Annotated in this window: 27 protein-coding genes; 11 read left to right on the forward strand and 16 right to left on the reverse strand. The window is 71.0% G+C overall.

Annotation, left to right across the window (positions count from 1 at the left end; translation table 11 throughout):
- Positions 1–1,287: a phosphopyruvate hydratase gene (gene eno, locus BLV96_RS16580; RefSeq protein ID WP_086682649.1), complete on the reverse strand. Its 1,287-nt coding sequence runs from the start codon at positions 1,285–1,287 to the stop codon at positions 1–3.
- Between the two features lie 60 nt (positions 1,288–1,347).
- Positions 1,348–1,809 (reverse strand): VOC family protein, encoded by a 462-nt coding sequence (locus tag BLV96_RS16585; protein ID WP_086682646.1) that lies wholly within the window; start codon positions 1,807–1,809, stop codon positions 1,348–1,350.
- 72 nt (positions 1,810–1,881) lie between these two features.
- Between BLV96_RS16585 and BLV96_RS16590 the strand changes: the two genes are divergently transcribed.
- On the forward strand, positions 1,882–2,286 hold the full coding sequence (locus tag BLV96_RS16590; protein ID WP_167379621.1) for a tetratricopeptide repeat protein: 405 nt from the start codon (positions 1,882–1,884) through the stop codon (positions 2,284–2,286).
- Positions 2,287–2,502: 216 nt separating this feature from the next.
- Here BLV96_RS16590 and BLV96_RS16595 read toward each other — a convergent pair whose 3' ends face one another.
- On the reverse strand, positions 2,503–3,249 hold the full coding sequence (locus BLV96_RS16595) for a lysozyme family protein (protein ID WP_086682698.1): 747 nt from the start codon (positions 3,247–3,249) through the stop codon (positions 2,503–2,505).
- Between the two features lie 368 nt (positions 3,250–3,617).
- Here BLV96_RS16595 and efeU point away from each other — a divergent pair, with 368 nt between their 5' ends.
- Genes efeU through efeB form a run of 3 tightly spaced genes read left to right on the forward strand, consistent with a single transcriptional unit; the run spans position 3,618 to position 6,861 of the window.
- The gene (efeU, locus tag BLV96_RS16600) at positions 3,618–4,463 is read left to right on the forward strand and encodes an iron uptake transporter permease EfeU (RefSeq protein WP_086682640.1); all 846 of its coding nucleotides are present in this window, start codon (positions 3,618–3,620) and stop codon (positions 4,461–4,463) included.
- Entirely contained in the window at positions 4,460–5,608 is a 1,149-nt protein-coding gene (gene efeO, locus BLV96_RS16605) for an iron uptake system protein EfeO (protein ID WP_086682637.1), read from the forward strand. Before efeU ends, efeO begins: the two co-directional genes overlap by 4 nt.
- Complete coding sequence (gene efeB, locus BLV96_RS16610; RefSeq protein ID WP_091389227.1) at positions 5,605–6,861, forward strand: iron uptake transporter deferrochelatase/peroxidase subunit; 1,257 nt, start codon at positions 5,605–5,607, stop codon at positions 6,859–6,861. Before efeO ends, efeB begins: the two co-directional genes overlap by 4 nt.
- Here efeB and BLV96_RS16615 read toward each other — a convergent pair.
- Positions 6,858–7,568, reverse strand: a complete 711-nt coding sequence (locus BLV96_RS16615) for a methyltransferase domain-containing protein (protein WP_086684195.1) — start codon at positions 7,566–7,568, stop codon at positions 6,858–6,860. The two genes, efeB and BLV96_RS16615, sit on opposite strands and share 4 nt — an antisense overlap.
- 106 nt (positions 7,569–7,674) lie before the next feature.
- Here BLV96_RS16615 and BLV96_RS16620 point away from each other — a divergent pair, with 106 nt between their 5' ends.
- From BLV96_RS16620 to BLV96_RS16630, 3 genes are read left to right on the forward strand one after another with little or no spacing between them, the layout of a single operon-like run.
- Positions 7,675–8,658 (forward strand): ABC transporter substrate-binding protein, encoded by a 984-nt coding sequence (locus tag BLV96_RS16620; RefSeq protein WP_086684192.1) that lies wholly within the window; start codon positions 7,675–7,677, stop codon positions 8,656–8,658.
- Between the two features lie 33 nt (positions 8,659–8,691).
- A complete protein-coding gene (locus BLV96_RS16625; RefSeq protein ID WP_244180260.1) occupies positions 8,692–9,423 on the forward strand; it encodes an ABC transporter permease in 732 nt (243 codons plus the stop codon).
- Positions 9,420–10,238 carry an ABC transporter permease gene (locus BLV96_RS16630; protein ID WP_086684188.1) on the forward strand — a complete coding sequence of 273 codons (819 nt, stop codon included), beginning with the start codon at positions 9,420–9,422 and terminating at the stop codon, positions 10,236–10,238. The genes BLV96_RS16625 and BLV96_RS16630 overlap by 4 nt, the downstream gene beginning before the upstream one ends.
- Here the strand turns inward: BLV96_RS16630 and BLV96_RS16635 are convergent.
- A complete protein-coding gene (locus tag BLV96_RS16635) occupies positions 10,235–10,447 on the reverse strand; it encodes a KTSC domain-containing protein (RefSeq protein WP_086684185.1) in 213 nt (70 codons plus the stop codon). The genes BLV96_RS16630 and BLV96_RS16635 overlap by 4 nt on opposite strands.
- 64 nt (positions 10,448–10,511) lie before the next feature.
- On the opposite strand from BLV96_RS16635, the gene BLV96_RS16640 reads away from it, so the two are divergent.
- The 3 genes from BLV96_RS16640 to BLV96_RS16650 are packed head-to-tail and all read left to right on the forward strand — an operon-like array spanning position 10,512 to position 12,567.
- On the forward strand, positions 10,512–11,081 hold the full coding sequence (locus BLV96_RS16640; protein ID WP_208608237.1) for a TetR/AcrR family transcriptional regulator: 570 nt from the start codon (positions 10,512–10,514) through the stop codon (positions 11,079–11,081).
- On the forward strand, positions 11,078–12,139 hold the full coding sequence (locus BLV96_RS16645) for an SGNH/GDSL hydrolase family protein (RefSeq protein ID WP_086684183.1): 1,062 nt from the start codon (positions 11,078–11,080) through the stop codon (positions 12,137–12,139). The genes BLV96_RS16640 and BLV96_RS16645 overlap by 4 nt, the downstream gene beginning before the upstream one ends.
- 17 nt (positions 12,140–12,156) lie before the next feature.
- Positions 12,157–12,567 (forward strand): PPOX class F420-dependent oxidoreductase, encoded by a 411-nt coding sequence (locus tag BLV96_RS16650; RefSeq protein ID WP_086684180.1) that lies wholly within the window; start codon positions 12,157–12,159, stop codon positions 12,565–12,567.
- A 36-nt stretch (positions 12,568–12,603) separates the two neighbouring features.
- Here BLV96_RS16650 and BLV96_RS16655 read toward each other — a convergent pair whose 3' ends face one another.
- The 8 genes from BLV96_RS16655 to BLV96_RS16690 form a co-directional block, all read right to left on the reverse strand.
- Positions 12,604–13,011 carry a hypothetical protein gene (locus BLV96_RS16655; RefSeq protein ID WP_086684177.1) on the reverse strand — a complete coding sequence of 136 codons (408 nt, stop codon included), beginning with the start codon at positions 13,009–13,011 and terminating at the stop codon, positions 12,604–12,606.
- Between the two features lie 71 nt (positions 13,012–13,082).
- Complete coding sequence (locus tag BLV96_RS16660; protein WP_086684174.1) at positions 13,083–13,646, reverse strand: hypothetical protein; 564 nt, start codon at positions 13,644–13,646, stop codon at positions 13,083–13,085.
- On the reverse strand, positions 13,643–14,998 hold the full coding sequence (locus tag BLV96_RS16665) for a hypothetical protein (RefSeq protein ID WP_244180261.1): 1,356 nt from the start codon (positions 14,996–14,998) through the stop codon (positions 13,643–13,645). The genes BLV96_RS16660 and BLV96_RS16665 overlap by 4 nt, the downstream gene beginning before the upstream one ends.
- Positions 14,995–15,783: an ABC transporter ATP-binding protein gene (locus BLV96_RS16670; protein WP_086684171.1), complete on the reverse strand. Its 789-nt coding sequence runs from the start codon at positions 15,781–15,783 to the stop codon at positions 14,995–14,997. The genes BLV96_RS16665 and BLV96_RS16670 overlap by 4 nt, the downstream gene beginning before the upstream one ends.
- Positions 15,784–15,793: 10 nt before the next feature.
- A complete protein-coding gene (locus BLV96_RS16675) occupies positions 15,794–16,579 on the reverse strand; it encodes a zf-HC2 domain-containing protein (protein ID WP_086684169.1) in 786 nt (261 codons plus the stop codon).
- Entirely contained in the window at positions 16,576–17,133 is a 558-nt protein-coding gene (locus BLV96_RS16680; protein ID WP_086684166.1) for an RNA polymerase sigma factor, read from the reverse strand. Before BLV96_RS16680 ends, BLV96_RS16675 begins: the two co-directional genes overlap by 4 nt.
- Before the next feature lie 124 nt (positions 17,134–17,257).
- Positions 17,258–18,187 (reverse strand): nucleoside triphosphate pyrophosphohydrolase, encoded by a 930-nt coding sequence (locus BLV96_RS16685; RefSeq protein WP_086684162.1) that lies wholly within the window; start codon positions 18,185–18,187, stop codon positions 17,258–17,260.
- The gene (locus tag BLV96_RS16690) at positions 18,184–19,218 is read right to left on the reverse strand and encodes a hypothetical protein (protein WP_244180262.1); all 1,035 of its coding nucleotides are present in this window, start codon (positions 19,216–19,218) and stop codon (positions 18,184–18,186) included. Before BLV96_RS16690 ends, BLV96_RS16685 begins: the two co-directional genes overlap by 4 nt.
- 85 nt (positions 19,219–19,303) lie before the next feature.
- Here BLV96_RS16690 and BLV96_RS16695 point away from each other — a divergent pair, with 85 nt between their 5' ends.
- Positions 19,304–19,711: a hypothetical protein gene (locus BLV96_RS16695; RefSeq protein WP_091389231.1), complete on the forward strand. Its 408-nt coding sequence runs from the start codon at positions 19,304–19,306 to the stop codon at positions 19,709–19,711.
- 15 nt (positions 19,712–19,726) lie between these two features.
- On the opposite strand, the gene BLV96_RS16700 is transcribed toward BLV96_RS16695, so the two are convergent.
- From BLV96_RS16700 to BLV96_RS16710, 3 genes are all read right to left on the reverse strand, one after another.
- Positions 19,727–20,569: a helix-turn-helix domain-containing protein gene (locus BLV96_RS16700; RefSeq protein ID WP_143050978.1), complete on the reverse strand. Its 843-nt coding sequence runs from the start codon at positions 20,567–20,569 to the stop codon at positions 19,727–19,729.
- Between the two features lie 84 nt (positions 20,570–20,653).
- Positions 20,654–24,208, reverse strand: coding sequence for a transcription-repair coupling factor (mfd, locus tag BLV96_RS16705; RefSeq protein WP_086678042.1), 3,555 nt, complete (start codon positions 24,206–24,208; stop codon positions 20,654–20,656).
- Positions 24,209–24,361: 153 nt separating this feature from the next.
- Complete coding sequence (locus tag BLV96_RS16710) at positions 24,362–25,285, reverse strand: LLM class flavin-dependent oxidoreductase (RefSeq protein WP_086678044.1); 924 nt, start codon at positions 25,283–25,285, stop codon at positions 24,362–24,364.
- Between the last annotated feature and the right edge of the window lie 32 nt (positions 25,286–25,317).

The following is a 25,317-nucleotide window of genomic DNA, read 5'->3' on the forward strand; positions in this document are numbered from 1 at the left end:
TCAGCCCTCGGCGCTGAACCGCGGGAAGGCCAGCTCGCCGGCGTACCGGGCGGCGTCACCGAGGGTCTCCTCGATGCGCAGCAGCTGGTTGTACTTGGCGATCCGCTCGCCGCGGGCCGGGGCACCGGTCTTGATCTGGCCGACGCCGGTGGCGACCGCCAGGTCCGCGATGAACGTGTCCTCGGTCTCGCCGGAGCGGTGGCTCATCATCGACTTGTAGCCGAACGACGTCGCCAGCGAGATCGCGTCGAGCGTCTCCGACAGCGTGCCGATCTGGTTGACCTTCACCAGCAGCGCGTTGGCGGCGCGGCGGGTGATGCCCTCCTCGAGGCGGTCCGGGTTGGTGACGAACAGGTCGTCGCCGACGATCTGGACCTTCTCGCCGATGTCGGCGGTCAGGGTGACCCAGCCGTCCCAGTCGTCCTCGCTGAGCGGGTCCTCGATGGAGACCATCGGGTAGTCGCGGATGAGTTCGGCGTAGTACGCCGACATCTGCTCGGCGCTCTTCTTGCTGCCTTCGAAGGTGTACGCGCCGTCGGCGAAGAACTCCGTCGCGGCGACGTCCAGCGCGAGCGCGACGTCGCGGCCCGGGGTGTAGCCGGCCTTCTCGATGGCCTGCAGGATCAGGTCGAGCGCCTCGCGGTTGTTCGCCAGGTTCGGCGCGAAGCCGCCTTCGTCGCCGAGACCGGTCGACAGGCCGCGGCCCTTCAGGACCGACTTCAGCGAGTGGTAGACCTCGGCGCCCCAGCGCAGGGCCTCGCGGAAGGTCTCCGCGCCGATCGGCGCGATCATGAACTCCTGCACGTCGACGTTGCTGTCCGCGTGCGAACCGCCGTTGAGGATGTTCAGCATCGGCACCGGCAGCACGTGCGCGTTCGGGCCGCCCAGGTAGCGGAAGAGCTCCAGCTCGGCCGACTCCGCGGCGGCCTTCGCGACGGCCAGCGAGACGCCGAGGATGGCGTTCGCGCCGAGGCGGGACTTCGCCGGCGTGCCGTCGAGGTCGACCAGCTTCTGGTCGACGATCCGCTGGTCGACGGCTTCGATGCCGACCATCTCCGGGCCGATCTCGTCGAGCACCGCGGCGACCGCGCGCTCGACGCCCTTGCCGTTGTAGCGGCCGGTGTCGCCGTCCCGCAGCTCGACCGCTTCGTGCTCACCGGTCGACGCACCCGACGGGACCGCGGCCCGCGCCAGCGTGCCGTCGTCGAGGGCCACCTCCACCTCGACCGTCGGGTTGCCACGCGAGTCCAGAATCTCGCGCGCGCCTACCTGCTCGATGAGAGCCACGCCATGCTCCTCGGTGCGTCTTGCCTGCGATTACGCGCCCAGCCTAGCCGTCCTGGCTGTTCACCCGTTGGAGGACTCACCGCCCGCGCGGACGGCCTGCCAGCCCGGCGGCAGTTCGACGGTCTCGGACGTCTGCTGCCAGAACGTCCAGCTGTTGCCCCCGAGATCGGCGACGGTGAACACGCGGGCGCCGTAGGGCTGGTCCTGCGGCGGCTCCAGCTCGCCTTCCTCGGCGAGGGCCGTCTCGACGCGCTCGTAGACGCTGTCGACGTCGTCGACGTAGAGGATGTTGAGCTGGCCGACCGGCCCGTCGACGCCCTTGGCCTGCCAGTAGTCCGGGCCGACGCCCGCGATCTGGATCCGCGCCTCACCCGCGCGCAGCGTCGCCTGGAACACCTCGCCCGCCCCGTCGCAGAACCGGACCTCCTCGGTGAACCCGAAGACCCTGGTCAGCCAGGCGAGTGCCGCGGTGGCATCGGCGTAGTACAGGTAGGGCGCCAGGCCCCGGTACGGGCTGCTCATGGCGGAACAGTCCACCACGTCCCGATCGGCGGCGTGTGCAACCCCCTCTTCCGAGGTAACGTGGGAGTGACCATGACGGACGCCGCAGCTGCTTCGCAGCCTCCCGAGGAGTCGCGGTTTCATGCCTTCCGCCAGGCCGAAGATCTGGTCGCCCGCCGCCGCCCGCTGGACGCGCTGAAGGCGTTGCAACCGTTGCTGGAGACGGAAACCGACAAGCCGTCGGTACACCTCCTGGCCGGGCGCGCGTACTTCCACTCCGCCCAGCTGCGCCGCGCCGAGCAGGCGTTCACGCGGGTGCTGGAGCTGGACCCGACCGACCACTACGCCCGGTTCATCCTCGGCCGGACGCTGCAGCGCCTCGGCCGGTTCGTCGAAGCCCTGGCCCAGATGCGGATGGCGTCGGCGATGAACCCGGTCCCGGAGTACCTCGAGGCGATCAGCGAGGTCAAGGCGCACATCGCCCTGCGCGACTCCTGAGCCACCAGGGCCGAACGGCCCGGGCGGCATCGGACTTTCGGCCGATCAAGGCGGGCCCCTCGGCCGATCCGCGCCACCCCGGTGAGCGGCGAAGCTGGTTCCAGACCGTTACGAGGGAGGAACCGAAATGTCGATCTTCGTCACCCTGGGCGCCTACGCCGGGTTGCTGCTGCTGGTCCTGATGGCCGTCACGCCGTTCTTCGCCGACCGGGAGCTCTAAGGCGCCACACTCGCTTCGGCGTAGGCGTCCGCCGCACTGAACACGTCCTGGCCGTACGCGACCCCCGCGTTGTAGAACAGGATCGCCCGCCACCAGCCCGCCGGCGTGCCGAGGTCGTCGCCGCCCGAACACAGGTACCGCGCCGCAGTGAAGGCCGCGTCGTCCACGTTCTGCGGGTCCGGCGCTCCGCCATCGCCGTTGGCCCGCTCCTGGTACTTCTTCCACGTCGACGGCAGGAACTGCAGCGGGCCGATCGCGTGGTCCCACGACTTGTCGCCGTCGAGCTTGCCGCCGTCGGTGTCGTGCACCGCCGGGACGCCCGGCGAACCGTCCAGCGGCGGCCCGACCACCGGCTTGACGACCCGGCCGCTCGCGGCGATCGCCGACAGGTCGAAATCCCCGCGCTCGGTCTCCACCCGGCCGATGCCCGCCAGGGTCGCCCACGACAGGTGGCACGTCGGCTTCTGCCGCTGCATCCACATCTCCGCCCGGCCGTACGCGGCGAGCACGCGCGCCGGCAGGTGGGTCTTGTCCGCGACGCGGGTCGCCCACGCGTCCAGCTCGGCCTGGTCGGACACCGCGGGCCGGTCGACCGGCGCGGCGAGCCCGGCGCGCGGTGACTCCGCGCCGGGCTGCGGGCGCTGCTCCGGGATGGCCAGCGCCGGCTGGACCGGCGGCGGCGCGGCGGGCGCGTCCGGGTTCCGGACACCGATGGTGACGACCAGGACCACGCCGGTGAGCACCAGCCCCAGCGCGAGGGCGATCCGGCCGACGTACCGCCTGGGCGGGCCGCCCGGGGGCGACGACGGAGGCGTGACGGTCGGCTGAGCGGTATCGGCCACCCGATCAGGTTACGGAGCCACTCAAGAGGGACCCCCGGAAGCCTGACCAGGCAAGCGGATGGTTAAAACAAGCCCACTGCCAGCGACATCACAGATTTCGTTATCGAGTCGACGCGCAAGGCCCTGACCTGCGGTTACCCTAACCTAACTTCCGATCCATGCCCTGTTTGTCCGGTTGCATCGTTTCGAGCGGCCGCCGGCGCGCTGGACTTACAGGTGAGCCTTACCTAAAACCATCTCGGAAGCAGAAAACTCAGGGAGGCGGACCGGTGTTGTTCTCGAGCGCGCTGATCGGGCTGCGCGAAGGCCTGGAAGCCGCGCTGGTCGTCAGCATCCTGGTGGCGTTCCTGGTCAAGACCGACCGCCGCCACGCGCTGCGCTGGGTGTGGCCGGGCGTCGGCGCCGCGGTGCTGCTGTCGGTCGCCGTCGGCGCGGTCCTGACCTACACGACGGCCCAGCTCTCCTTCGAGCACCAGGAGCTGCTCGGCGGCAGCCTCTCGATCGTCGCCGTCGTCTTCGTCACCGCGATGATCTTCTGGATGCGCAAGGCGTCGAAGAGCATCGCCGCCGAGCTGCGCGGCAAGATGGACGACGCGCTCGACGTCGGCCCGCTGGCCGTCCTGCTGCTGTCCTTCCTCGCGGTCGGGCGCGAAGGGCTCGAGACCGCGGTGTTCTTCTACTCCGCCGTCCAGACCGCGCAGTCGGACACCGTGCAGCCGCTGATCGGCTTCGCCATCGGCATCGCGGCCGCGGTCGTCCTGGCCTACCTGCTCTACCGGGGCGCCGTCCGGTTCAACCTGGGCAAGTTCTTCACGATCACCGGCGTCCTGCTCGTGTTCGTCGCCGCCGGCGTGCTCGGCTACGGCCTGCACGACCTGCAGGAAGCCGCCTTCCTGCCGGGCATCGGCACGCTCGCGTTCGACGCTTCGAACACCCTGCCCGAGACGTCCTGGTACGGCGCCCTGCTCAAGGGCATCTTCAACTACTCGCAGCAGACGACCGTGCTGCAGGCCATCGCGTGGGTCGCCTACGTCGTCATCGTGCTGCCCCTTTTCCTCAAGCCCAGCAAGAAGACCGCGCCGGCGCCCGCCGCCGCGGCCGCCCCGAAGGAGTGACCGTGCGCAAGACCACCCCGCTGGCCGTCCTGGCCAGTGCCGCCGTGGCCCTGACCCTGGCCGCGTGCGACAGCCAGGGCACCACCGGCGACGAGAGCGGGTCCACCCCGGGCCCGATCAAGGTCTCGGCATCCGACACCGCCTGCGAGGTCTCGGCCACCACGGCCAACGCGGGCAACGTCACCTTCGAGATCACCAACAAGGGCAGCAAGGTCACCGAGTTCTACCTCTACGCCGAGGGCGACCGGATCATGGGCGAGGTCGAGAACATCGCGCCCGGCCTGAACCGCCGGCTGATCGTCGAGGTCGCCGACGGAGGCAAGTACCAGACCGCGTGCAAGCCGGGCATGGCCGGCAACGGCATCCGCGGCGACTTCACCGTCACCGGCGGCGCGCCCAAGCAGAACGACGCGAACGCGCAGAAGGCGCAGGCGACCAAGAGCTACAACGACTACATCGCGAACAACACCGCCGCCCTCGAAGAGGAGACGGCCAAGTTCGTCGACCTCGTCAAGGCGGGCAAGACCGACGAGGCGAAGGCCGCGTACGCGCGCACCCGCGTCTACTACGAACGCATCGAGCCGGTGGCCGAGAAGTTCGGCGACCTGGACCCGGCGATCGACGTCCGCGAGGCCGACCTCGAGCCGGGCCAGCAGTTCACCGGCTTCCACCGGCTGGAGAAGGACCTGTTCAAGACCGGCCTGCAGGCCGACAGCCCGCAGATCGCGGACAAGCTGCTCACCGACGTCAAGGACCTCGTCGCGAAGACGAAGACCCTGGAACTGACGGCGCTCGACCTCGCGAACGGCGCGAAGGGCCTGCTCGACGAGGTCGCGACCGGCAAGATCACCGGCGAGGAGGAGACCTTCTCGCACACCGACCTCTGGGACTTCCAGGCCAACCTGGACGGCTCGAAGGGCGCGATCACCTCGCTGCGGCCGGTGCTGCAGGCGAAGGACCCGGCCCTGGTGTCCACTTTGGACAAGGAGTTCGCGAACGTCCAGGGTCTGCTGGACAAGCAGCGCGCGGGTGACGGCTTCAAGCTCTACACGGACCTTTCCCAGGACCAGGTCAAGGAGTTCGCCTCGGCCGTCGACGCGCTGAGCGAGCCGCTGAGCAAGGTTGCGGAGGTCGTCTCGAAGTGACGTCGACAGAGGGCACGCGGGTTTCGCGGCGGAAGCTCTTCGGCCTGGCGGGCGCGGGGGTCGCGCTCGCCGGGGCGGGGGCCGCCGCCGGGATCGGGATCGACAAGGCGACGGGCAGCGCCGAGGCGGCGGTGAACACCGTCGGCTTCGACGGCGAGCACCAGGCCGGCATCGTCACGCCGACCCAGGCGAACTTGCACTTCGCGGCCCTCGACGTCACCACGAAGGACCGCGAGAAGCTGCGGCAGCTGCTGAAGACGTGGACCGACGCGGCCCGCCGGATGACGGCGGGCCAGGAGGTCGTGGCCGGCGGCGCGGTCGACGGCGGCCAGTACGCGCCGCCCGGCGACACCGGCGAGGCGCTCGACCTGCCGGCGTCGAACCTGACGCTGACCATCGGCTTCGGGCCGTCGCTGTTCGACGGCCGGTTCGGCCTGGCGGGCAAGCGCCCGGCGCAGCTGATCGACCTGCCGCTGTTCCCGAAGGACAAGCTCGACCCCGCCCGCAGCGGCGGCGACCTGTGCATCCAGGCCTGCGCGGACGACCCGCAGGTGGCGGTGCACGCGGTCCGCAACCTGGTGCGCCTCGGCTTCGGCGTCACCGAGGTCCGCTGGTCGCAGCTCGGGTTCGGCCGCAGCTCGTCGACGTCCCGGGCGCAGGCGACGCCGCGGAACCTGTTCGGTTTCAAGGACGGCACGAACAACATCAAGTCCGAGGACACGGACTTCCTGCGCGACCAGGTGTGGGCCGCGCCGGGTGACGGCCCGGCGTGGATGACGGGCGGCTCGTTCCTGGTGGCGCGCCGGATCCGGATGCACATCGAGACGTGGGACCGCGAAACCCTCGAGGGCCAGCAGCAGATCGTCGGCCGCACGAAGGGCACCGGCGCGCCGCTGGGCCAGACCGCGGAGTTCGACGAGCTGGACCTCGACGTCGGCGGCGCGGGCGGCGAGAAGGTGATCCCGGATGACGCCCACGTTCGGCTGGCCTCGCACCAGGCGCTGAACGGCGTCCGGATCCTGCGCCGCGGCTACAACTTCGTCGATGGCTCCGACGGCGTCGGGCACCTCGAGGCGGGGTTGTTCTTCCTGGCGTTCAACCGGGACACCCGCAAGCAGTACGTGCCGATGCAGCAGGCGCTGTCCTCGAAGGACGCGATGATGGAGTACGTCCAGCACACCGGTTCGGCGCACTTCGCCGTGCCGCCGGGTGTCTCGGGCACCGGCTACTGGGGCGAAGGGCTCTTCTCCTAGGCCGGCGGCTCGCCGCCGATCGTCATCATCGTGTCGCCCCCACGCTGGAACTCGTAGCCCACCCGCCGGACGGTCGTGGGCAGCCCCGCCGCCGCCAGCTCGGCGCGGACCGCGGCCAGTTCCGGGTTCTCGGCCGAGCCCATCGGGACCAACGGGAACACGCGCACTTCCCGCCCGACCCTGGCGAGCTCGCGCAGGCTCGCCAGGTGGAACTCGCGGTCGTACCGGTCGGCGTAGCTGAACAGCAGGTGGGAACTGAGCACCAGGTCGAACTGCCCGTCCGCGAAGGGCAACTCGGGCAACGCGGCCTCGACGTAGTTCTCCGGGTGCGCGCCACGATCACGCGCGAAGAGCTCCACCGACCCGGTCCGCGCCCGGAGGTAGTGCTCCGGGTCGCGGAAGTACGTCCACACGTATTCGTCCGGGTTGGCCTGGTGGTAGGCGTACCCGCGGCGCAGGCTCTCCAGCGCCGTCGCCCGCACCTGCTCGACCGGGTGGGCGTACACCGGGTCGCACGCCACCGCCGTGCCGCCCGCCGCGTTGACCTCCGCGGTGAAGCCGGCCGCGCCACCGGGGCAGTCGAGGAGGCGGCCGGCGAGGTCGCCGTCGGTGAGGGCGAACATCCGCCGGTACTCGTCGAGCGAGCGGGAGCTGACGAGAATCGCGCCGATCCGGTTTTCCGGGCGGAATTCGTCCGTTTCGGGCATTTGTGACTCCTCGTCGCACTCGCCGCAGTGTCGGTTTATTTTCCCATTCCCGCCCGGTCGGCGGAGGAAAAACCGGTATTCTCCCACGCGGACCGAGGGAGGGAACATGCGCGCATTCCGGCGGTGGGTCACCGCCACAGTCACGGTCGTCGCCGTCGCCGCCCTGGGCGGGTGCGGCCTGCTCGGCGGGTCGGACGACGACGCCGGCGGCAACGACAAGGTCGAGAAGGCCACCGTCAAGGTCGGCATCATCCCGCAGCTGATCGACATCGCCGGGTTCGAACGGGCACGCAGCGCCGGGTACTTCACCGCCGAAGGCCTGCAGGTCGAGCCGGTCACCATCAAGAGCGCCACCGAGGCGGTGCCCAAGCTGAAGACGGGCGAGCTGGACTTCGCCTTCGGCAACTGGACGTCGTTCCTCGCGGCCCAGGCGGAGGGCGCGGTCGACCTGCGGACGGTCGCGGACGGCCTGCAGGCGAAGGAAGGCATGACCGCGCTGGTCGCCATGCCGCAGTCGCCGATCAACTCGGCGAAGGACCTGCCGGGCAAGTCGGTCGGTGTCAACGCGCTGGTCGGCAACGTCACGCTCACGAGCAAGGCGGTCATCAAGGCCGCCGGAGCCGATCCCGGCCGGGTCCAGTTCAAGGTCATCCCGACCGCGAACGCGCTCACCGCCCTGCAGACCGGGCAGATCGACGTCATGTCGCTGCAGGAGCCGAACCTGACCATGGCCAAGCAGAAACTCGGCGCCAAGGTCGTGGCCGACCGGGCGACCGGGCCGGTCGCCAACTTCCCGATCAGCGGCTACGTCGCGCCCGCCGCCTTCGTCAAGGACAACCCGAAGACGGCCGACGCCTTCGCGCGCGCGATGGCCAAGGGCCAGGGCGACCTCGCCGACGGGCAAACGGTCCGGAAGACGCTGCAGGACTACGCCAAGATCGATCCGGGTGTCGCGAACGCGGTCGGCACCGGCGTCTTCCCCACCGCGGTCGACCGGGCCCGGCTGCAGACGGTCGCCGACCTGATGCTCACCTACGGCGATCTCAAGCAGAAGTTCGACGTCGGCCCGATGATCCGCCCGGCGCCGTAGGTCGTGCGCCGGTTCCTCCGCCGCCTCGCCGGAGTGGCTGTGCTCCTCCTCTGCTGGGAGGGGTTCAGCCGGTCCGGCGCGCTCCGGCGGGAGTACTTCCCGCCGCCCTCCGAGGTCGTCGTCGCGCTGGTCCGGATGCTCGGCGAGCCCGAGTTCCTGCTCGACCTGGTCGCGACGCTCCTCGCCTGGCTGATCGCGGTGGGCGTCGCCGTGCTGATCGCCGTTCCCGGCGGCCTGCTGCTGGGCAGCATCCCGTTGGTGCGCACGGCGATCGGCGCGGTGATCGAGTTCCTGCGGCCGATCCCGGCGATCATGTGGTTCCCGCTGTTCTCCATCATCCTCGTGGACGGAGCGCAGACCAAGATCACGCTCGCCGCGTACTCGGCGATCTGGCCGATCCTGTTCAACATCGTCTACGCGCTCGGCGAGGTCGAGCGCGGGTACGTCGAGACCGCGCGGTCCTTCGGGCTCGGCAGGTGGTCGATCCTCCTGTGGGTCAAGCTGCCCGACGTGGTGCCGTTCGCGATCACCAGCCTGCGCATCGCGGCGACCTTCGCACTGCTGGTGGTGGTGTCGACGGAGCTGGTGTTCGGCGGGGAACGCGGCATCGGGATCTACGTCGTCCGCTACGGCGAGGAGAGCGGCAGGATGGACGTCGTGCTGGCCGGCGCCGTGCTCGCCGGGATCATCGGCTACCTCAGCAACAGCGGTTTCGCCGCTCTGCAACGGAAGTTCGTCGCCTGGGCGCCGGGGGAACCGCGATGACCGGGCGGACGGAGGCACCGGCCCGCCTCGTGTCCGGGGTCGTCCGGCGGTGGGCGGTGTTCGCCTGCTGCCTGCTCGGGTGGCAGGCGCTGACGGCGTACTTCGACGACGCGTACTTCCCGACTCCGGTCGAGATCGCCGCGAAGATGCACGAACTGTGGTTCTCCGGTCCGGCGAACCACCTGTTCCTGACGACGGTGGCGATCGAGAACGTCGTGCCGAGCCTGGGCCGGTTGCTGACCGGCTGGCTCATCGGGAGCGCGATCGGCGGCTCGCTCGGTCTCGCGCTGGGCCGCTCCCGCACCGGGCTCGACTACGCCGACGCGATCATCAACTTCGGCCGCGCGCTGCCCGCCCCCGCGTTGCTCCCGGTTTTCCTGGTGCTGTTCAAGATCGGCACCCCCGTTCAGCTGGCGACGATCGTGTCCGGCGTGGTATGGCCGGTGCTGCTGAACACCGTCCAGGGCGCGCAGTCGGTGGAACCGGTCATGGTCGACACGGCACGGGCGTTCGGCATCGGGCGGGCGCGGCTGCTGTTCACCGTCGTCCTCCCGGCGTCGCTGCCCAAGATCTTCTCCGGCATGCGGATCGCGCTCGGCCTGTCCCTGGTGCTCATGGTGATTTCCGAGCTGGTCGGCGCCACGAACGGGATCGGCTACCGGTTCCTGCTCGCCAGCCAGAGCTTCGACCTGGCCGCGGTGTGGGCGTGGATCGCCTTGGTCGGCATCCTCGGCAACGTGGTGAACTGGCTGTTCCTGGTGCTGGAGAACCGGGTCCTCGGCCGGCACCGCACGCTGGTCGCCGGAGCCGGCTAGTCCACCTGTTCCGTCGGGTACTTGTCCCGGATGCGCGTGTTGAAGAACCGCCCGTGGCTCGGCGACGCCATCAGGTCGCGGTGCACGGACTCCGGCACCAGCCGGTACCGGTAGACGCTCTCGTTCACGAACTCGATCTCCAGGAGGTGCTCCTCCCGGTCGTAGCCGATCGACGCGATCGTCGACGAGCTCACGGCGTGGCGGCGCATGTCACTCATTATCACCTTGCCTAAAGCCTTTAGGTAGATCTATGTTGGCTTTAGGAGGTGGCCGATGGTTCGCGTCGGGTTGACGACCGAACGGCTGGTGCGGGCGGGCGCCGAACTGGCCGACGAGCTCGGCTTCGACCGGGTGACGCCGTCGGAGCTGGCGCGCCGGTTCGACGTCCAGGTCGCGAGCCTGTATTCGCACGTCAAAAACGCGCACGACCTGCGGACGCGGATCGCGCTGCTGGCGCTGGAAGAGCTCGCCGACCGGGCGGCCGAAGCGCTGGCCGGCCGGTCCGGGCGGGACGCGCTGATCGCGTTCGCCGACGTCCACCGCGACTACGCCCGGGAGCACCCCGGCCGGTTCGCCGCGGCGCAGCTGCGGCTCGACGCCGAAACCGCGGCGGCGAGCGCGGGCGTGCGGCACGCGGAGCTGATGCGCGCGGTCCTGCGTGGCTACGACCTGACCGGGCCGGACCAGACGCACGCCGTCCGGCTGCTGGGCAGCTTCGTCCGCGGGTTCGTCGCCCTCGAAGCCGACGGCGGCTTCGACCACAGCCCGCCCGCGGCGCCCCAGAGCTGGACGCGCCTCCTCGACGTCCTCGATTCCCTTCTCCGCGATTGGCCCGGTTCATGATCACCACCCCGCTGACCGACCTCGTCCGAGGCGCCCTCGAACTCGAAGAGACCCCGCGCGGCCTGGTCCCGCACCGGCTGCCGGCCCGCGCGCGGGCGCAGAACACCGACCCGCGGCTCGCGATGGCCGAAGCCCAGCCCGCGGGCGTCCGGGTGCGGTTCCGCACGACGGCCCGCGTGATCGAACTCGACACGGTGGCGACGAAGGTCGAGTACCCGGGCGCGCCGCCGCGCCCCGACGGCGTCTACGACCTGCTGGTGGACGGCAAGCTCGCCGCCCAGGCGACCGCGCCCGCCGGCGTGCGGTTCGCGGACCTGCCCGGGCACGACAAGGACGTCGAGATCTGGTTGCCGCACAACGAATTGACGACGTTGGTCGCGTTGCGCACGGACGCGCCGGTGACGCCCGCGTCCCGGGCGGACCGCGTGTGGCTGCACCACGGCAGTTCGATCAGCCAGGGTTCCAACGCGGCGAGCCCGTCGACGACGTGGACGGCGCTGACCGCGCTTTCGGCCGGGGTCGAGCTGGTCAACCTGGGCTTCAGCGGGAACGCGCTGCTGGACCCGTTCACCGCCCGCGCGCTGCGCGACACCCCGGCGGACGTGGTCAGCGTGAAGCTCGGCATCAACGTCGTCAACGCGGACCTGATGCGGCTGCGCGCGTTCGGCCCGGCGGTGCACGGCTTCCTCGACACGATCCGCGACGGCCACCCGTCGACGCCGCTGCTCGTCGTTTCGCCGTTGTACACCCCGATCCACGAGCAGACGCCGGGCCCCGGCGACTTCGACCACGAGGCACTGGCGGCGGGAGTCGTGCGCTTCCGGGCGACCGGCGAACCGGGCGAGGGGAAGCTGACGCTGGAAGTGGTCCGCGAGGCGCTGGCGGAGATCGTGGCGCAGCGCGCGGACCCGGCGTTGCACTACGTGGACGGGCTGTCATTGTACGGACCCGACGACTACGCCGAGTTCCCGCTGCCGGACGAGCTCCACCCGGACGGCGCGGCGCACCAGCGGATCGCCTCGCGGTTCGCGCCGTGGCTTGACTTCAACCTCTCTTGAAGTTGAAGGCTGGTGGCATGTTCACCGAAGCAGAGCTCGAGTACCTCGACGCCCAGCCGCTGGGCCGGCTGGCGACCCAGCAGCCGAACGGAACCCTGCAGGTCAACCCGGTCGGCTTCCGGTACAACCCGGACGAGAAGACGATCGACGTCACCGGCCACAACCTGAGTGGCAGCAAGAAGTTCCGCAACCTCAGGGAGAACGACCGGGTGGCGTTCGTCGTCGACGACCAGCCGCAGACGAACCCGTGGCGCGTGCGCTGCCTGGAGATCCGCGGCCGCGCCGAGGCGCTGACCGGGGTGAACATCCCGGACAACCACTTCGACGACGCCGTGATCCGGATCCACCCGGAGCGGATCCTGGCCTTCGGGGTCGAGGACTGGGACCGGGAGCCGCTGGAGCTGGAGACGAACATCCGCAACGTGTGACGCCGGTGGGGCGCCGGGGTCCGGCGCCCCACCGGGTCAGCCGGCCACGCACCCGGACCGGGTGCAGCGCTGCTGGTCGAATTCGTGGTGGTACTGGTCGGAGAAGTTGAGGTAGATCGTGTTCACGCCACCGGGCACGTTGATGGTCAGCGAATCCGAGAACGGCGTGTCGACCCCGGGGAAGGTTGCCCAGCACGGGGTGTCGGGCGTGCTGGTGCCGCCGTTGATCCCCCAGAAGCAGACCTGCCGGAACCCGCTGACGGCGTGGATCGTGCCGGACACCCCCGCCGTGCGGCCGTCGCCCCACGCGATCGTTCCGACCGCCTTGCTGGCGCCGTAGGTGAGCTGCCAGTGCGTGGTGGTCGCCGCTTCGGCCGCGGTCGTCGCGGTGAGGAGGGTGCCGGCCACCGCGACGGTGGCCAGCAGTGCTCGGAGAACGCGCATGAAGGTTCCTTCCCAGTCGGCGGAAGTGCCGCCCCCTCCACGCGCGGACCCCGCTTCCGGTTGAGCCCGGGCTAGCGACGACCTCCCCAGACCGTGTACGTCGCCGCTCCCGCGCACGCCGCAATCAGCGCCGTCCAGGTGGCCGCCGGTGTCCCCGCCGGCTGCACCATCCACGTCACGACCCGGCTCGTCGTCGTGTCGTCGTCCGGGATGAAAGGCGTGATCGCCGCCCACAGCAGCGGGAGCGTCCAGCCGAACTGGCCACCCGCGATCGTCGCCGCCAACCCCGCCAGCCCCAGCAGACCCGCCGCGTCGCGCAGGATGATCTCTGTGGCGACGGTCGTCGCACCCAGCTGCTGGAACGCCAGCACCGTGCCCCCCGCCGCCAGGCCGATCAGCGCCAGGTGCGCGAAGCGGCGGACCGGCCACGGCAGCGCCGCCGTTCGGTCGAGGTCCGGGTCCTGGCCGCTGAGGCCGATCGCGGCCACCGCGATGCCCGCTGTCAGCGTCAGCACGACCGGGACCGGCGACCACCACCCGCGCGCCAGGAACCACAGCCCGGCGGTGACGAGCAGCAGTGCCGTGACCGCCGCCGGGAGCTGGCGCGAGCGCGCGTAGAGCGTCGCCCACCTCATCGCGACGCCCCCGGCACCAGCGTGTCGAGCGGGTCGCCCCGGCAGGTCAGGAGCACCTGGCGCAGCGCGATCACCCGGGCGCGCTGGACCTCCGCGGGCAGGGCGCGGAACGTCGCCCATGCCCGGTCGACCTGGCCGGATTCGCTGAGGAACCACTTCGCGCCGAATTCGGGCAACGGCTTCAGCTCACCGGTGAAGTACGCCGCCGCGATCATCCGGGCGGCCAGATCCGCCCCGCCGCCGCCGTACGGGTGGACGCACGACGGCACGCCGGCGCCGGAGAGCACCGCGAGCCGCAGGTCGTCCGCGCCCGCCGTGAGCAGGACGTCGTTGAGCTGGAAGTTCAGGTAGACGACACCGGGGTCGCGGACGGCCGGGCCGAGCACGGGGGTCGGCCCGGCCTGCTCCTCGACCCGCGTCGGCGCGCCGGGCAGCTTCGCCAGCATCGCCAGTGCTTCCCGGCCCGGTCCGGCCAGGGCGGCCAGCCTGTCCTCGTGCGCCCGGCTGACGCAGATCGGCCCGTCGCAGACCTCCTGCGCGGCGATGCCGTCCAGGGTCAGGAGCGCGGGGGCGGACGCGGGGAGGACCGGCAACGCGATCGCGGCCCCCGCCACCACCGGCAACAGTCCCAGCAGCCGGGCCCGGACGGAGTTCGCCGCCAGCAGCAGGAACCCCGTCGCGGCGAGCCCCGCGAACCACGCGATCTGGCCGAGGTCGACCGCGGTCGACGTCGTGACCAATGCGCCCCGGGGCTCCCCGAGAGCCGGCGCCAGCAGGCCGAGCCGGCTGTAGGGCAGCGTGAAGACCGCTTCCAGCGACGCCCACGCCACAATCGACGCCACCAGCGTCAGCACGGCCAGCGCGGGCGCGGTCAGCGGGTGCGGCAGCAACCGCCCGACCGCCAGGCCGGCCCAGCTCCCCGCCACGACGGCGAGCATCGCGACGAAGACGACCGGCACGAAGCTCACCGACACGAACCCGCCGTGCCCGAGCACCTCCACCAGGCCGACGCCGAACACCAGCAGGAACCCGAGCGCGCTCGACGCCCCCACCGCGCCCGCCAGCCGGACCGCCCGGTGCCACCCCGGCCGGGACGTCGTGGCCAGCAGCTCGACCACGCCGGAGCGGCTGTCGCGCATGCCCTGGATCGCGCCGGCGCCGACGGCGATCGGCCACAGGAACACCAGCAGGAACCGCAGCCACAGCGCGGTGGTCGTCGTGTTCGCCGTCAACGGCGCGGGCACCTTCCACCACGGCCCGGGCATCAGGAACAGGAAGCAGAGCGCCACCACCAGCAGCGCCAGCCCGGCCCAGGGCGCGATGGAGCGGCGGAGTTCGATGCGGAAGATCACCAGGCCCCCTTGCCCGGTTCGTGCTTCAGCAGCGCCGAGTACCCGCGCTCGATCGGGCTGTCGCCCACGTCGTCCGCCGAGCCCGCGGCCGCCAGCTCGGCCGGGCTGCCCTGGAACACCAGCTTGCCGTCGGCGAACAGCACCACGTCCGTGCACGCCGTCGCGACGTCCTCGACCAGGTGCGTCGAGATCAGCACGCACGAGTCCTGACCGAGCTCCTGCATCAGCTCGCGGAACCGCACCCGCTGGGCCGGGTCCAAGCCGGCCGTCGGTTCGTCGAGCAGCAGGATGTCCGGGTCGTTCACGATCGCCTGCGCGATCCCCACCCGCCGTACCATGCCGCCCGACAGCGTCCTCATGCGGTCGTTCGCGCGGTCGGCCAGACCCACCCGCTCGATCGCGCGCTGCACGGCTCCCGGGATGTCCTCTTTGGACATCTCCTTCAGCCACGCCAGGTACTCGACGAACTCGCGGACCGTGAACCGCTTGTAGTACCCGAAGTTCTGCGGCAGGTACCCGATCCGGCGGCGCAACGCGCGCAGCTCCGTCCCGCCGAGCAGCGTCAACGTGCCCGACGCCGGCCGCAGCACCGTCGCCAGCGCGCGGATCAGCGTCGTCTTGCCCGCCCCGTTCGGGCCGAGCAGGCCGTGCACGCCCTTGCCCAGGGACAGGTCCAGCCCGTCCACCGCCATCTTCCGCCGGCCGACCCGCACCTTCAGCGCCTCCGCCCGGATTTCCCAGGCGTAGGTCGCCGGCGCGACTTCGGCGGCTTCGACTGCCCGCATCTCGTCCTCCCTAGTCGTGTGCGCCGAGCCGGGTGAACGCCGTCCCGCGCAGGACGACGACCACCGTGGTCAACGCGAAGATCCCCGCCCACACCGGCAGCGCGCCGGTGCCGAGCGCAAACGCTTGCCCCGGAACCACGAAGCTCGGCAGCACGACGACCGCGCCCCACGCCGCGAGCAGCGCGTACGCCGCCCGGCTGATGCCGATCACGCCGCCGAGCGCGAGCGTTCCGCTGGTGAAGGCCAGGCTCGGCAGCAGCCAGAGCGCCGGCGCGGTGCCGGTCAGCCACCCGGCGACGCCGAGCACCGGCAGGACGACGGCGAGCACCGCCACCGTCCGCCGCGCGACCAGGTAGAGCCCGGCCCGCGGGGTCGCCGTGACGACCTCGTACGCCGGGTCGAGCCCCCGCGCCCACGACGCCGCCACCCCGAGCACCGGCAGCACCGGCGCGAAGAGCTGCACCGCCGTCACGTCGGTGAGGGCGACGTCCCAGAGCTGGTCCAAGCCGACCGAGACGAGCGTGACCAGCCCGATCATCGCCAGCCACGGCACCATCGCGGGCGTGACCCACGTGGCGAGCCACCGCCGCCGGGACCGCCGCGGCTGCGGCCGCAGTTCGACGGCGAGCCGGTCCCAGACGGCGTCGACGACCGGTTGCACCGGCGCCACCGCCGCGAGCCGCGCCCGGCACCGCGCGCACGTCTCGAGGTGGGCTTCGAGGCCCCACAGCCGGTCACCCGGGAGGTCCGCACCCGCCGCGTACCCGGCGATGAGCTCGTCCGACGCATGGGTCATGACAGTGCCTCCCGCATCGCGATCCGCGCCCGGCGGGCACGGGTCTTGACGGTCCCTTCCGGCAGCCCGAGCAGCACGGCGGTCTCGCGGACGGTCAGCCCGTCGAGCACCATCGCCTGCAGCACCTGCCGCAGTTCGGGGGCGAGGTCGCGCAGCGCGTCGCCGACGTCGTCACCGATCGACGTCGCCAGCGCGACGTCCTCGGCCGCCGGCACGGGGGCGACGTCGAGGGCCACCTCGGCCGGGACTTCGGCGTGGTGCGCCCGGCGCCGGAACGCGTCGACCAGCCGGCGCGCGGCGATCGTCCACAGCCAGCCGACCGCGGTGCCCCCGGTCGCGGCCCCCGCGAACGAGCCCGCCGCGCGCCACACGGCCAGGAACGTCTCCTGCATGACTTCGGCGACGACCTGCTCGTCCGCGCACCGGCGGCGCAGGCGCACGGCGAGCCAGGGCGACGTGCGGCGGTAGAGCTCCTCGAACGCCGCGCGGTCGCCCTTGGCCGTGCGCCGGACGAGGTGCTCCTCGTCGGCGTCCTCCAGTGGCTTCTGTCTCACACCAGGCAAGACGCCGGGCACCCGCGATCGGTTCTCACCCGACTGTGTGCTGCGTCACAGCGGAGCTTTCACGTGAAAGCTCCGCCCCCAGGTGGGAGCTTTCACGTGAAAGCTCCGCTTTCGCTCAGTCGTGGGAGGGCCAGAACTTGCGCCAGCCGTCGGCTTCCAGGGTCGTCGGCTCCAGGCCGGCGTCGCGCGCGGCCTGCTCGGCGGCGCGGATGTCGGCGGCGAACTGCTTCGCGACCGCCCGCAGCTCGCCCTCCGGGTCGACGCCCGCGCGCCGCGCCGTCGCCGCGATGCGGAACAGCTGGGAAGCGGCGCCGGTACCGGCCGGGAAGAGGTCGAGCGGGATGCCCGCGCGCCCCGAGCGCTGCCCGAGCTTGCCGGCCAGCGCCACCGCGGGCTGGCCGAGCGCGACGCCGTCCACAATGGACTTGCGTTGCTTCTCCTGCTGCTTCAGCTCTTCCCACTTGACGTTCTGGTGCTCGACGGTGTGCACCGAATCGGCGTCGGCGAACACGTGCGGGTGCCGGCCGACCAGCTTCGCGACGAGCTCTCCGGCGACGTCGTCGATGCCGAACGGGTCAGTGGCGTCCTCGGCCGCGACGCGCGCGTGGAAGAGCACCTGGAGCAGGACGTCGCCGAGTTCTTCGCGCAGGGCTTCGCGGTCGCCCGACTCGATGGCGTCGAGCAGCTCGTAGGTCTCCTCGACGAGGTACTGCCGCAGCGAGTCGTGCGTCTGGGCGGCGTCCCACGGGCAGCCGCCGGGCGAGCGGAGCCGGTCCATCACCTCGGCGGCCTCGACCAGCGGCGGCGCCGGCGTCTCGATGACCTCCGCGCCGGTCGCGATGAGCAGCGACGCCGCGGGCTCGTCCCGGGACCCGGCGAGCAGCACGACGTCCTTCAGCGAGGGCGCCTCGGTGACGGCCGGGACGCCGAACACGCTCGCGTCGAGGTCCGTCGCCGCGTACACGGCGGTGGCGTCACGAAGGATCTTCAGGGCCGCGGCGGGCAGTGTCGCCCCGCGGACGACTACGACGACACCCGTGCTCACTGCTGGGCGGGTGCGGCACCGCGCATGGGCACCACGGTGCCCTGGGTGGCGGCGGAGTTCGGCGCGAGGTTCATGGCGACAACATCCCACACGCCGTAGCGGGGGTTGACGCGCAGCCCGGCGTCGGTCAGGTACGGCTGCAGGAGCCGGGTGCCGATCGAGGTCAGCTGCTGGTCGGTCGGCTTCTGGGCTTCCTGGTCGGCCGGGACGGCCTTGTCGGTGCCGCGGCTGCGGACGACGAAGACGTACCAGTCGGGCTTGGCGGGCATCCGTGCCTGGAACGCGACGACGCTGTTGGCCGGCGAGCCGAAGAGCGGCGTCTGCGCGAGCGAGAGGTACTGCGCGGCGCCGAAGACCTCGGTCATGCCCGCGTCGGAGAAGCCGCCCGGGCCGGGCATGCCGGTCTGCTGCGCCTGCTGGGCTTCCTGGCCGGCCTGCTGGATGGTGGCCTGGATCTTCCCGGGGTCGGCCGCGAACTGCTGCGCGAGGTCGAACGCGCGGGCGCGGGCCTCGGCGTCGGTTTCGCTGGTGGCGGCGATGCCGACGTAGTCCGCGCCGACGGACAGCTTCGGCAGGTACTTCTGCGCGAGCTGCATTTCGAGGACGACGTCGTGGGCGACCTCGTTCGAGTCACGCAGCTTCGAGACGATCTGCGTGACGGCGACGGCGTCGCCCTGCCCGGTGTCGGCGACGGGAGCGGACTTTTCCTGCGCGGTGAGGGCGGCGACCTTCCCCTGGTCGACGACGAGGCCTTCCTTGCGCGCGGCCCGCTCGGTGAGCTCGTGCAGAACGGTCTGCCGGACGATCTCGCGGCCCAGCAGGTCGAGCTTGTGCTCGCGCGCGAGCTTCTGGCCGTAGGGCTGTTCGCGGACGGCCTGGTCGATCATCGACTGGACACGGTCGAGTGAGACGGAGCTGTCGCCGACGATGACGGCGCTGCCGACCTGACTGGGACCCGAGCCACAACCGGCGAGGCCGCCGAGCAGCAGAACACCGGAAACGACCGCGACCAGCGCGCGAGGGCGCCCCATGATCCGCATCACAGGCCATACCCTCTCACACCATCGCACCCGAAACGCAACACCCATGGGCTACGCGCGGCGGTAATGTCGACTTATGGACCAGTGGCTGACGATCGAGGTGTTCGACGGCGAGTCCACGGCAACGTTGTGGCGCCTGGCGCACGGCGACGCACTCACGGAAGCAGCGCTGACGAACGGCGCTGAGCAGTGGGTTTGGCACGAGCACCGCTGGGGCGTGGTGCTGGAGATCGAGTTCGCGTCGGAGGAGCGCCGGGACGCGTTCCGGGGGTTGCCGGTGGTGACGGCGGCTTTGGACGCGGTGCCGGATCCGGCTCGGGGGTTGTTGGTGTACCCGGGGCGGGGTGGGGGCGCGGGGTCTCGGATGCCGCGCCGGCCTCGGCCGTTGCCGATGGCTGGTGCCGGGGCGGTTCCGGTGCCGGTGGAGTCGGTGCGGATGGGGTTGGCGGAGAGTATGCCGCCGATGTTCAGCGAAGTCGGCTGAGCAGTTCCCGCCAAGTCATCCCCCCAGGTCGGCGATGAACGCTTCCGATTGCGCTGCGTCGAGTGCGGCATCACCGAGTCTGGCCAGCACTTGGCGATAGACCGCGATTTCGTCCGGCGCTTCGAGGAAGAGCGACGAAATTTCGTGTTCGAGGTAGACCACGGGCTCGAATTCAGTCGATTCGATGAGAGTGAAGCGGCCTGAGATGGCCGGGTGGCCGCCGATGCGCGCGGGCACCACACGGACTGAGACGTTCGACTGGGCCGAAGTCCTGAGCAGATGTGCCAACTGTTCTCGCATGACCGAGCGGTCTTCGCGGCCGACCGGCAGGCGCAGCGCGAACTCATGGATGAAGAACTGAAACTCGATCCTCGGGCGACGAGTGATCACCAGCTGCCGTGCCATGCGCGCGAACACGCGCTCATCGATGCCATCCGGCGATGGCACGTTGCCCGCTTCGATCATGATGCTTCGCGCGTAATCCGCAGTCTGCAACAGTCCCGGCAGGATCAAATTCTGGAACGCTGTGATCTCAGCGGCGCGCTCCTCGTGCCAGGCCAACGTCTGGATCTGCCAACCACCGGGGTAGCTCTCCAACAGCCCGGGTTTGCGGATTTCCTCGGCCAGCACCATCAACTCGCGGTATTCGGCGCCGGCGAAGCCGAGGGTCGTCAGAAACCGCGCCAGATGCGCCGGCTCGGGCCGGTGCAGCCCCCGAGTCACCGACGACACCCACTGGGCACTCATGTCCAGTTTCCGCGACATCTCGCGGACGCCCCAGTTCTGCTCGGCCATGCGCCGGAGGAGCCGTTCCCCGAGCTGCCTGCCGCGGATGTTCGGCCCCCGTTTGTCCTCAATGGCGTGAACGTACGATCACCGCGGCCGCGACTCCAGCAGCCAAGACGACAGTTCGCCCGAACCGGCGCCGGTGTCAAATGCCTATTACACCGCCGCCGGCTTCTTCGTCAGCTGCGTCAGCAGCTTCGTGCACCAATCCAACAGCTCTTCGTCCCGCAGCGTCGGCGCGCCGATCCGGCCACCCGCCGGGCCCTCCGTCGGCTTGGGCACCGACACCGTGTTCGTCACCGCCTTGAACACCGCCTTCGGGTACAGCCTCTTCAACCGGACCATCTGCGAGTCCGCCAGCGGCAGCGGCGCGAACCGGATCGTGTTGCCCTGGACCGCCACCTCCGTCACGCCCGCCTCGCGGCACGTGTGCCGGAAGCGCGCCACCGACAGCAGCCTGTTCACCGGGGCCGGTGGCTGGCCGTACCGGTCGATCAGCTCTTCGCGGACCGCGTCCAGCCCCTCCGTGTCCGGTGCCGCCGCGATCTTGCGGTACGCCTCCAGCCGCAACCTCTCACCCGGGACGTAGTCGTGCGGGATGTGCGCGTCGATCGGGAGGTCCACACGGACTTCCGCCAATTCCTCTTCTTCGGAAGGCTCCGCGCCCGCGTGCCGGCGGAACGCGTCGACCGCCTCGCCCACGAGCCGCACGTACAGGTCGAACCCGACGCCCGCGATGTGCCCGGACTGCTCCGCCCCCAGGATGTTCCCGGCGCCGCGGATTTCCAGGTCCTTCATCGCGACCGCCATGCCCGCGCCCAGCTCGGTGTTCTGGGCGATCGTCGCGAGCCGGTCGTGCGCGGTCTCCGTCAGCGGCGCCTCCGGCGGGTACAGGAAGTACGCGTACCCGCGCTCGCGCCCTCGCCCGACGCGGCCGCGCAGCTGGTGCAGCTGCGCCAAACCCAGCAGGTCACCGCGCTCGACCAGCAGCGTGTTCGCGTTCGAGATGTCCAGGCCGGTCTCGACGATCGTCGTGCAGACCAGGACGTCGTATTCGTTCTCCCAGAAGCCCTGGATGATCTTCTCGAGCTTCTCCTCGTTCATCTGCCCGTGCGCGGTGACGACCCGCGCCTCCGGCACCAGCTCCCGGATTCGCCGGGCGGCCTTCTCGATCGACGACACGCGGTTGTGGACGTAGAAAACCTGTCCGTCGCGCAGCAGCTCACGCCGGATCGCCGCGCCGACCTGCTTGTCGTCGTACGCGCCGACGTACGTCAGGATCGGGTGGCGGTCCTCCGGCGGGGTCAGGATCGTCGACATCTCGCGAATGCCGGCCAGCGACATCTCCAGCGTTCGCGGGATCGGCGTCGCGGACATCGTGAGCACGTCGACGTGCGTGCGCAGCGCCTTGATGTGCTCCTTGTGCTCGACGCCGAAGCGCTGCTCCTCGTCGACGATCACGAGACCGAGGTCCTTATAACGGATCCCCGTCTGCAGCAACCGGTGCGTGCCGATCACGATGTCGACCTCGCCGCCGGCCAGCTGCTCAAGGATCGCGTCGGACTCCGCCTTGTTCGTGAAGCGGGACAGGCCCTTGATCGTCACCGGGAACGACCGCATGCGCTCGTGGAAGGTGTTCAGGTGCTGCTGGGCGAGCAGCGTCGTCGGGACGAGGACCGCGACCTGCTTGCCGTCCTGCACCGCCTTGAACGCGGCCCGCACGGCGATCTCCGTCTTGCCGTAGCCGACGTCGCCGCAGATGACGCGGTCCATCGGGACGCCGCGTTCCATGTCCGCCTTGACTTCGTCGATGGCGGCGAGCTGGTCGTTCGTCTCCGTGAACGGGAACGCGTCCTCCAGCTCGCCCTGCCACGGCGTGTCCTGACCGAACGCGTGCCCGGGCGCGGCCTGGCGCGCCGCGTACAGCTGGACCAGCTCGGCCGCGATCTCCTTGACCGCCTTCTTGGCCTTGGCCTTGGTGTTCTTCCAGTCGGAGCCGCCGAGCTTGTTGAGCGTGGGCAGCTCGCCGCCGACGTAGCGGGAGACCTCGTCGAGCTGGTCGGTGGGCACGAACAGCCGGTCCCCCGGGTGGCCGCGCTTCGACGACGCGTACTCCAGCAGCAGGTACTCGCGGGTGGCGCCGGCGACCGTGCGCTGGACCATTTCGACGAAGCGGCCGATGCCGTGCTGGTCGTGCACGACGTAGTCGCCGGCCTTCAGCGCCAGCGGGTCGACGGCGTTGCGCCGCCGGGACGGCATCTTGGTGTTCAAGTCCTTTGTGGACGTTCCGGCGCCCGCGCCGCGGCCGGTGAGGTCCGCTTCGCTGAGCACGACCAGCGCGCGCTCGGGCGAGACGAAACCGTCGGTGAGGCCGCCGCAGGTGACCGTGACCATGCCCGGGGCCGGTGCACCGGTGAGGCCGTCACCCGCCTGGGTCGCCGGGACGTCGGCACCCGACAGCTGCTCGACCGCGCGCGCCGCGGTGCCCTGGCCGGCGACGACGAGCACCGCCGTGCCGCCCGACGCCGTGTGGGCGCGCAGGTCCGTCATCGCCCGGTCGAGCTCGCCGCGGTAGGACGGCGCGGCCTCGACCGAGACGCGGTAGACGTCCGGGTCTTCGCTGGTCAGCTGGGTGAGCGTCCACCAGGCGCGCTTGGTGTCCTGCGCGTGCGACGCGATCTCGTCGAGCGCGCGGTAGGCGGACGCGCCGAGGTCGATCGGGGCCTGGCCGCCCGCCGCGGCCGTTGTCCAGGACGCTTCGAGGAACTCCTGGCCGGTGCGGACGAGGTCGGCGGCGCGGGCGCGAATCTTCTCGGGGTCGGTGAGCAGGACGTGGGTGCCGACCGGCATCGCGTCGGTGAGCAGTTCCAGCTCGCCTTCGCAGAGCACCGGGATGAGCGCCTCCATGCCCTCGACGGGGATGCCGTCGGCGAGCTTGGTGAGCATCTCGGCCAGGTGGGCGTCGGCTTCGTACGTCTTCGCCAGCTCCGCGGCCTTCTCCTTGACCGGCGCCGTGAGCAGCAGCTCCCGGCACGGCGGCGCGGTGACGCGCGGGATCTCGCCGGGCAGCGACCGCTGGTCGGAGACGGCGAACGCGCGGATCTCGCTGACCTCGTCGCCCCAGAACTCCACCCGGACGGGGTGCTGCGCGGTCGGCCCGAACAGGTCGAGGATGCCGCCGCGGACGGCGAACTCGCCGCGCTTCTCGACCATGTCGACGCGGGTGTAGGCCAGCTCGACGAGCCGTTCGAGCAGTTCCTCGAACGGCTCTTCCTCGCCGACGACCAGGTCGATCGGCTTGAGCGAGCCGAGGCCGGGCGCCATGGGCTGGATCAGGCTGCGGACGGTGGCGACGACGACGCGCAGGGTGTCGTCGTCGGTCTTGAGCCGGTGCAGCACCTCCAGCCGGCGCCCGACGGTGTCGGCGCGCGGCGAGAGGCGTTCGTGCGGGAGGGTCTCCCAGCTGGGGAAGTCGGCGACTCTGGCCTTGCCCAGGAGGGCGCCGAGCGACGCGGTCAGCTCGTCGGCCTCGCGGCCGGTGGCGGTGACGGCGAGGACGGGTTTGGCGGCGCCCTCGTCGGCGGCGAGAGCGGCGGCGACGAGCTGCCGGGCGGCGATCGGGCCTTGCAGCTCGAGCAGCGGCGCCCCGGCGCGCTCGACCACGCCACGCAGGGCCGGGTCGGGAAGGGTGGCGGTGAGGAGTCCGGACAGTGGAGCGTCGGTCACGGTCCCAGCCTACGTGCCACCCCCGACAAGTTTCCGATCACGGCTGGTGACGGCCCAGAACGCCCTGCGAAAGTCCGTGAATGGCACATTGACGGACGCCAAGGCCCTCAATGTGCCATTCACGGACTTCGGCTCCGATCACGGCTGGTCGCGCAGCAGGTTCGCCACCTCCGCCAGCCTCGGCAGCTGCTCGTCGAACACCTTCGGGTCCGTGCTCGCGATCCGCAGCAGCACGTGCTCCGCCCCTTCGTACCGCCGCAGCTGGGCCGCCACCTGCGCGGCCGAGCCCGTCACCTGCATCTGGATCCCCTGGACGAAGTCCGCCGGCATCCCGTAGTTCCGCTGGCAGTACTCCTCCAGCAGCGCGCGGCCGCGGTCCAAGTCCTCCTCCACCAGCACCGTCGCGAACAAAGCAGGCGTGATCGGGCGCGAAGACGAAGCGCGGATCTGCGCCAACCCCGACACGTAGTCCGCCGGGTCAGGCGGGTACGGCAGCCACCCGTCGTACAGGCGGCCGACGCGTTCCAAGGCCCCCGGCGTGTACGCCGCCAGCCACACCGGCGGCCCGCCAACACGCGCTGGCGCCGGGAAGGACGGCAGCGAGTCGTAGTGCAGCACCGACCCGTGGAACGACGAGGCACCGCTCCACGCCGCCCGCCACAGCCCCACGATGTCGTCCAACCGGGCCCGGCGGCGGGCCCACGGCACCCCCACGAACGCGAACTCCGGCTCACTGCGCCCGGCGAAACCGGCGCCGACCGCCACCGTCAGCCGGCCGCCGCTCAGGAGGTCGAGGGACAGCAGCTGGTTCGCCGAGAGAACCGGGTCGCGCAACGCCGGGAGCAGCGCGGACGTCCCCAGCGTCACCCGTGAGGTCCGCGTGGCGAAAGCACCCAAAACGGCGAACGCGTCGAGAGGAGCGCGCGCCAGGGTGTCGCCCACCCACACCGAGTCGAGGCCGAGCTCCTCCGCGGAAACCGCGACGTCGACCAGCTCGGGCGCGGTCCGCCCGGCGTCGAGGATGGGCTGGTAGGTCGGCACGACCAGGCCGAATTTCGTCATGCCGGAAGCGTCGGGCAAAGCGGGTATGCCCT

The sequence above is a fragment of the Amycolatopsis pretoriensis genome, from assembly GCF_900107925.1.
GTDB classification, from domain to species: domain Bacteria; phylum Actinomycetota; class Actinomycetes; order Mycobacteriales; family Pseudonocardiaceae; genus Amycolatopsis; species Amycolatopsis pretoriensis.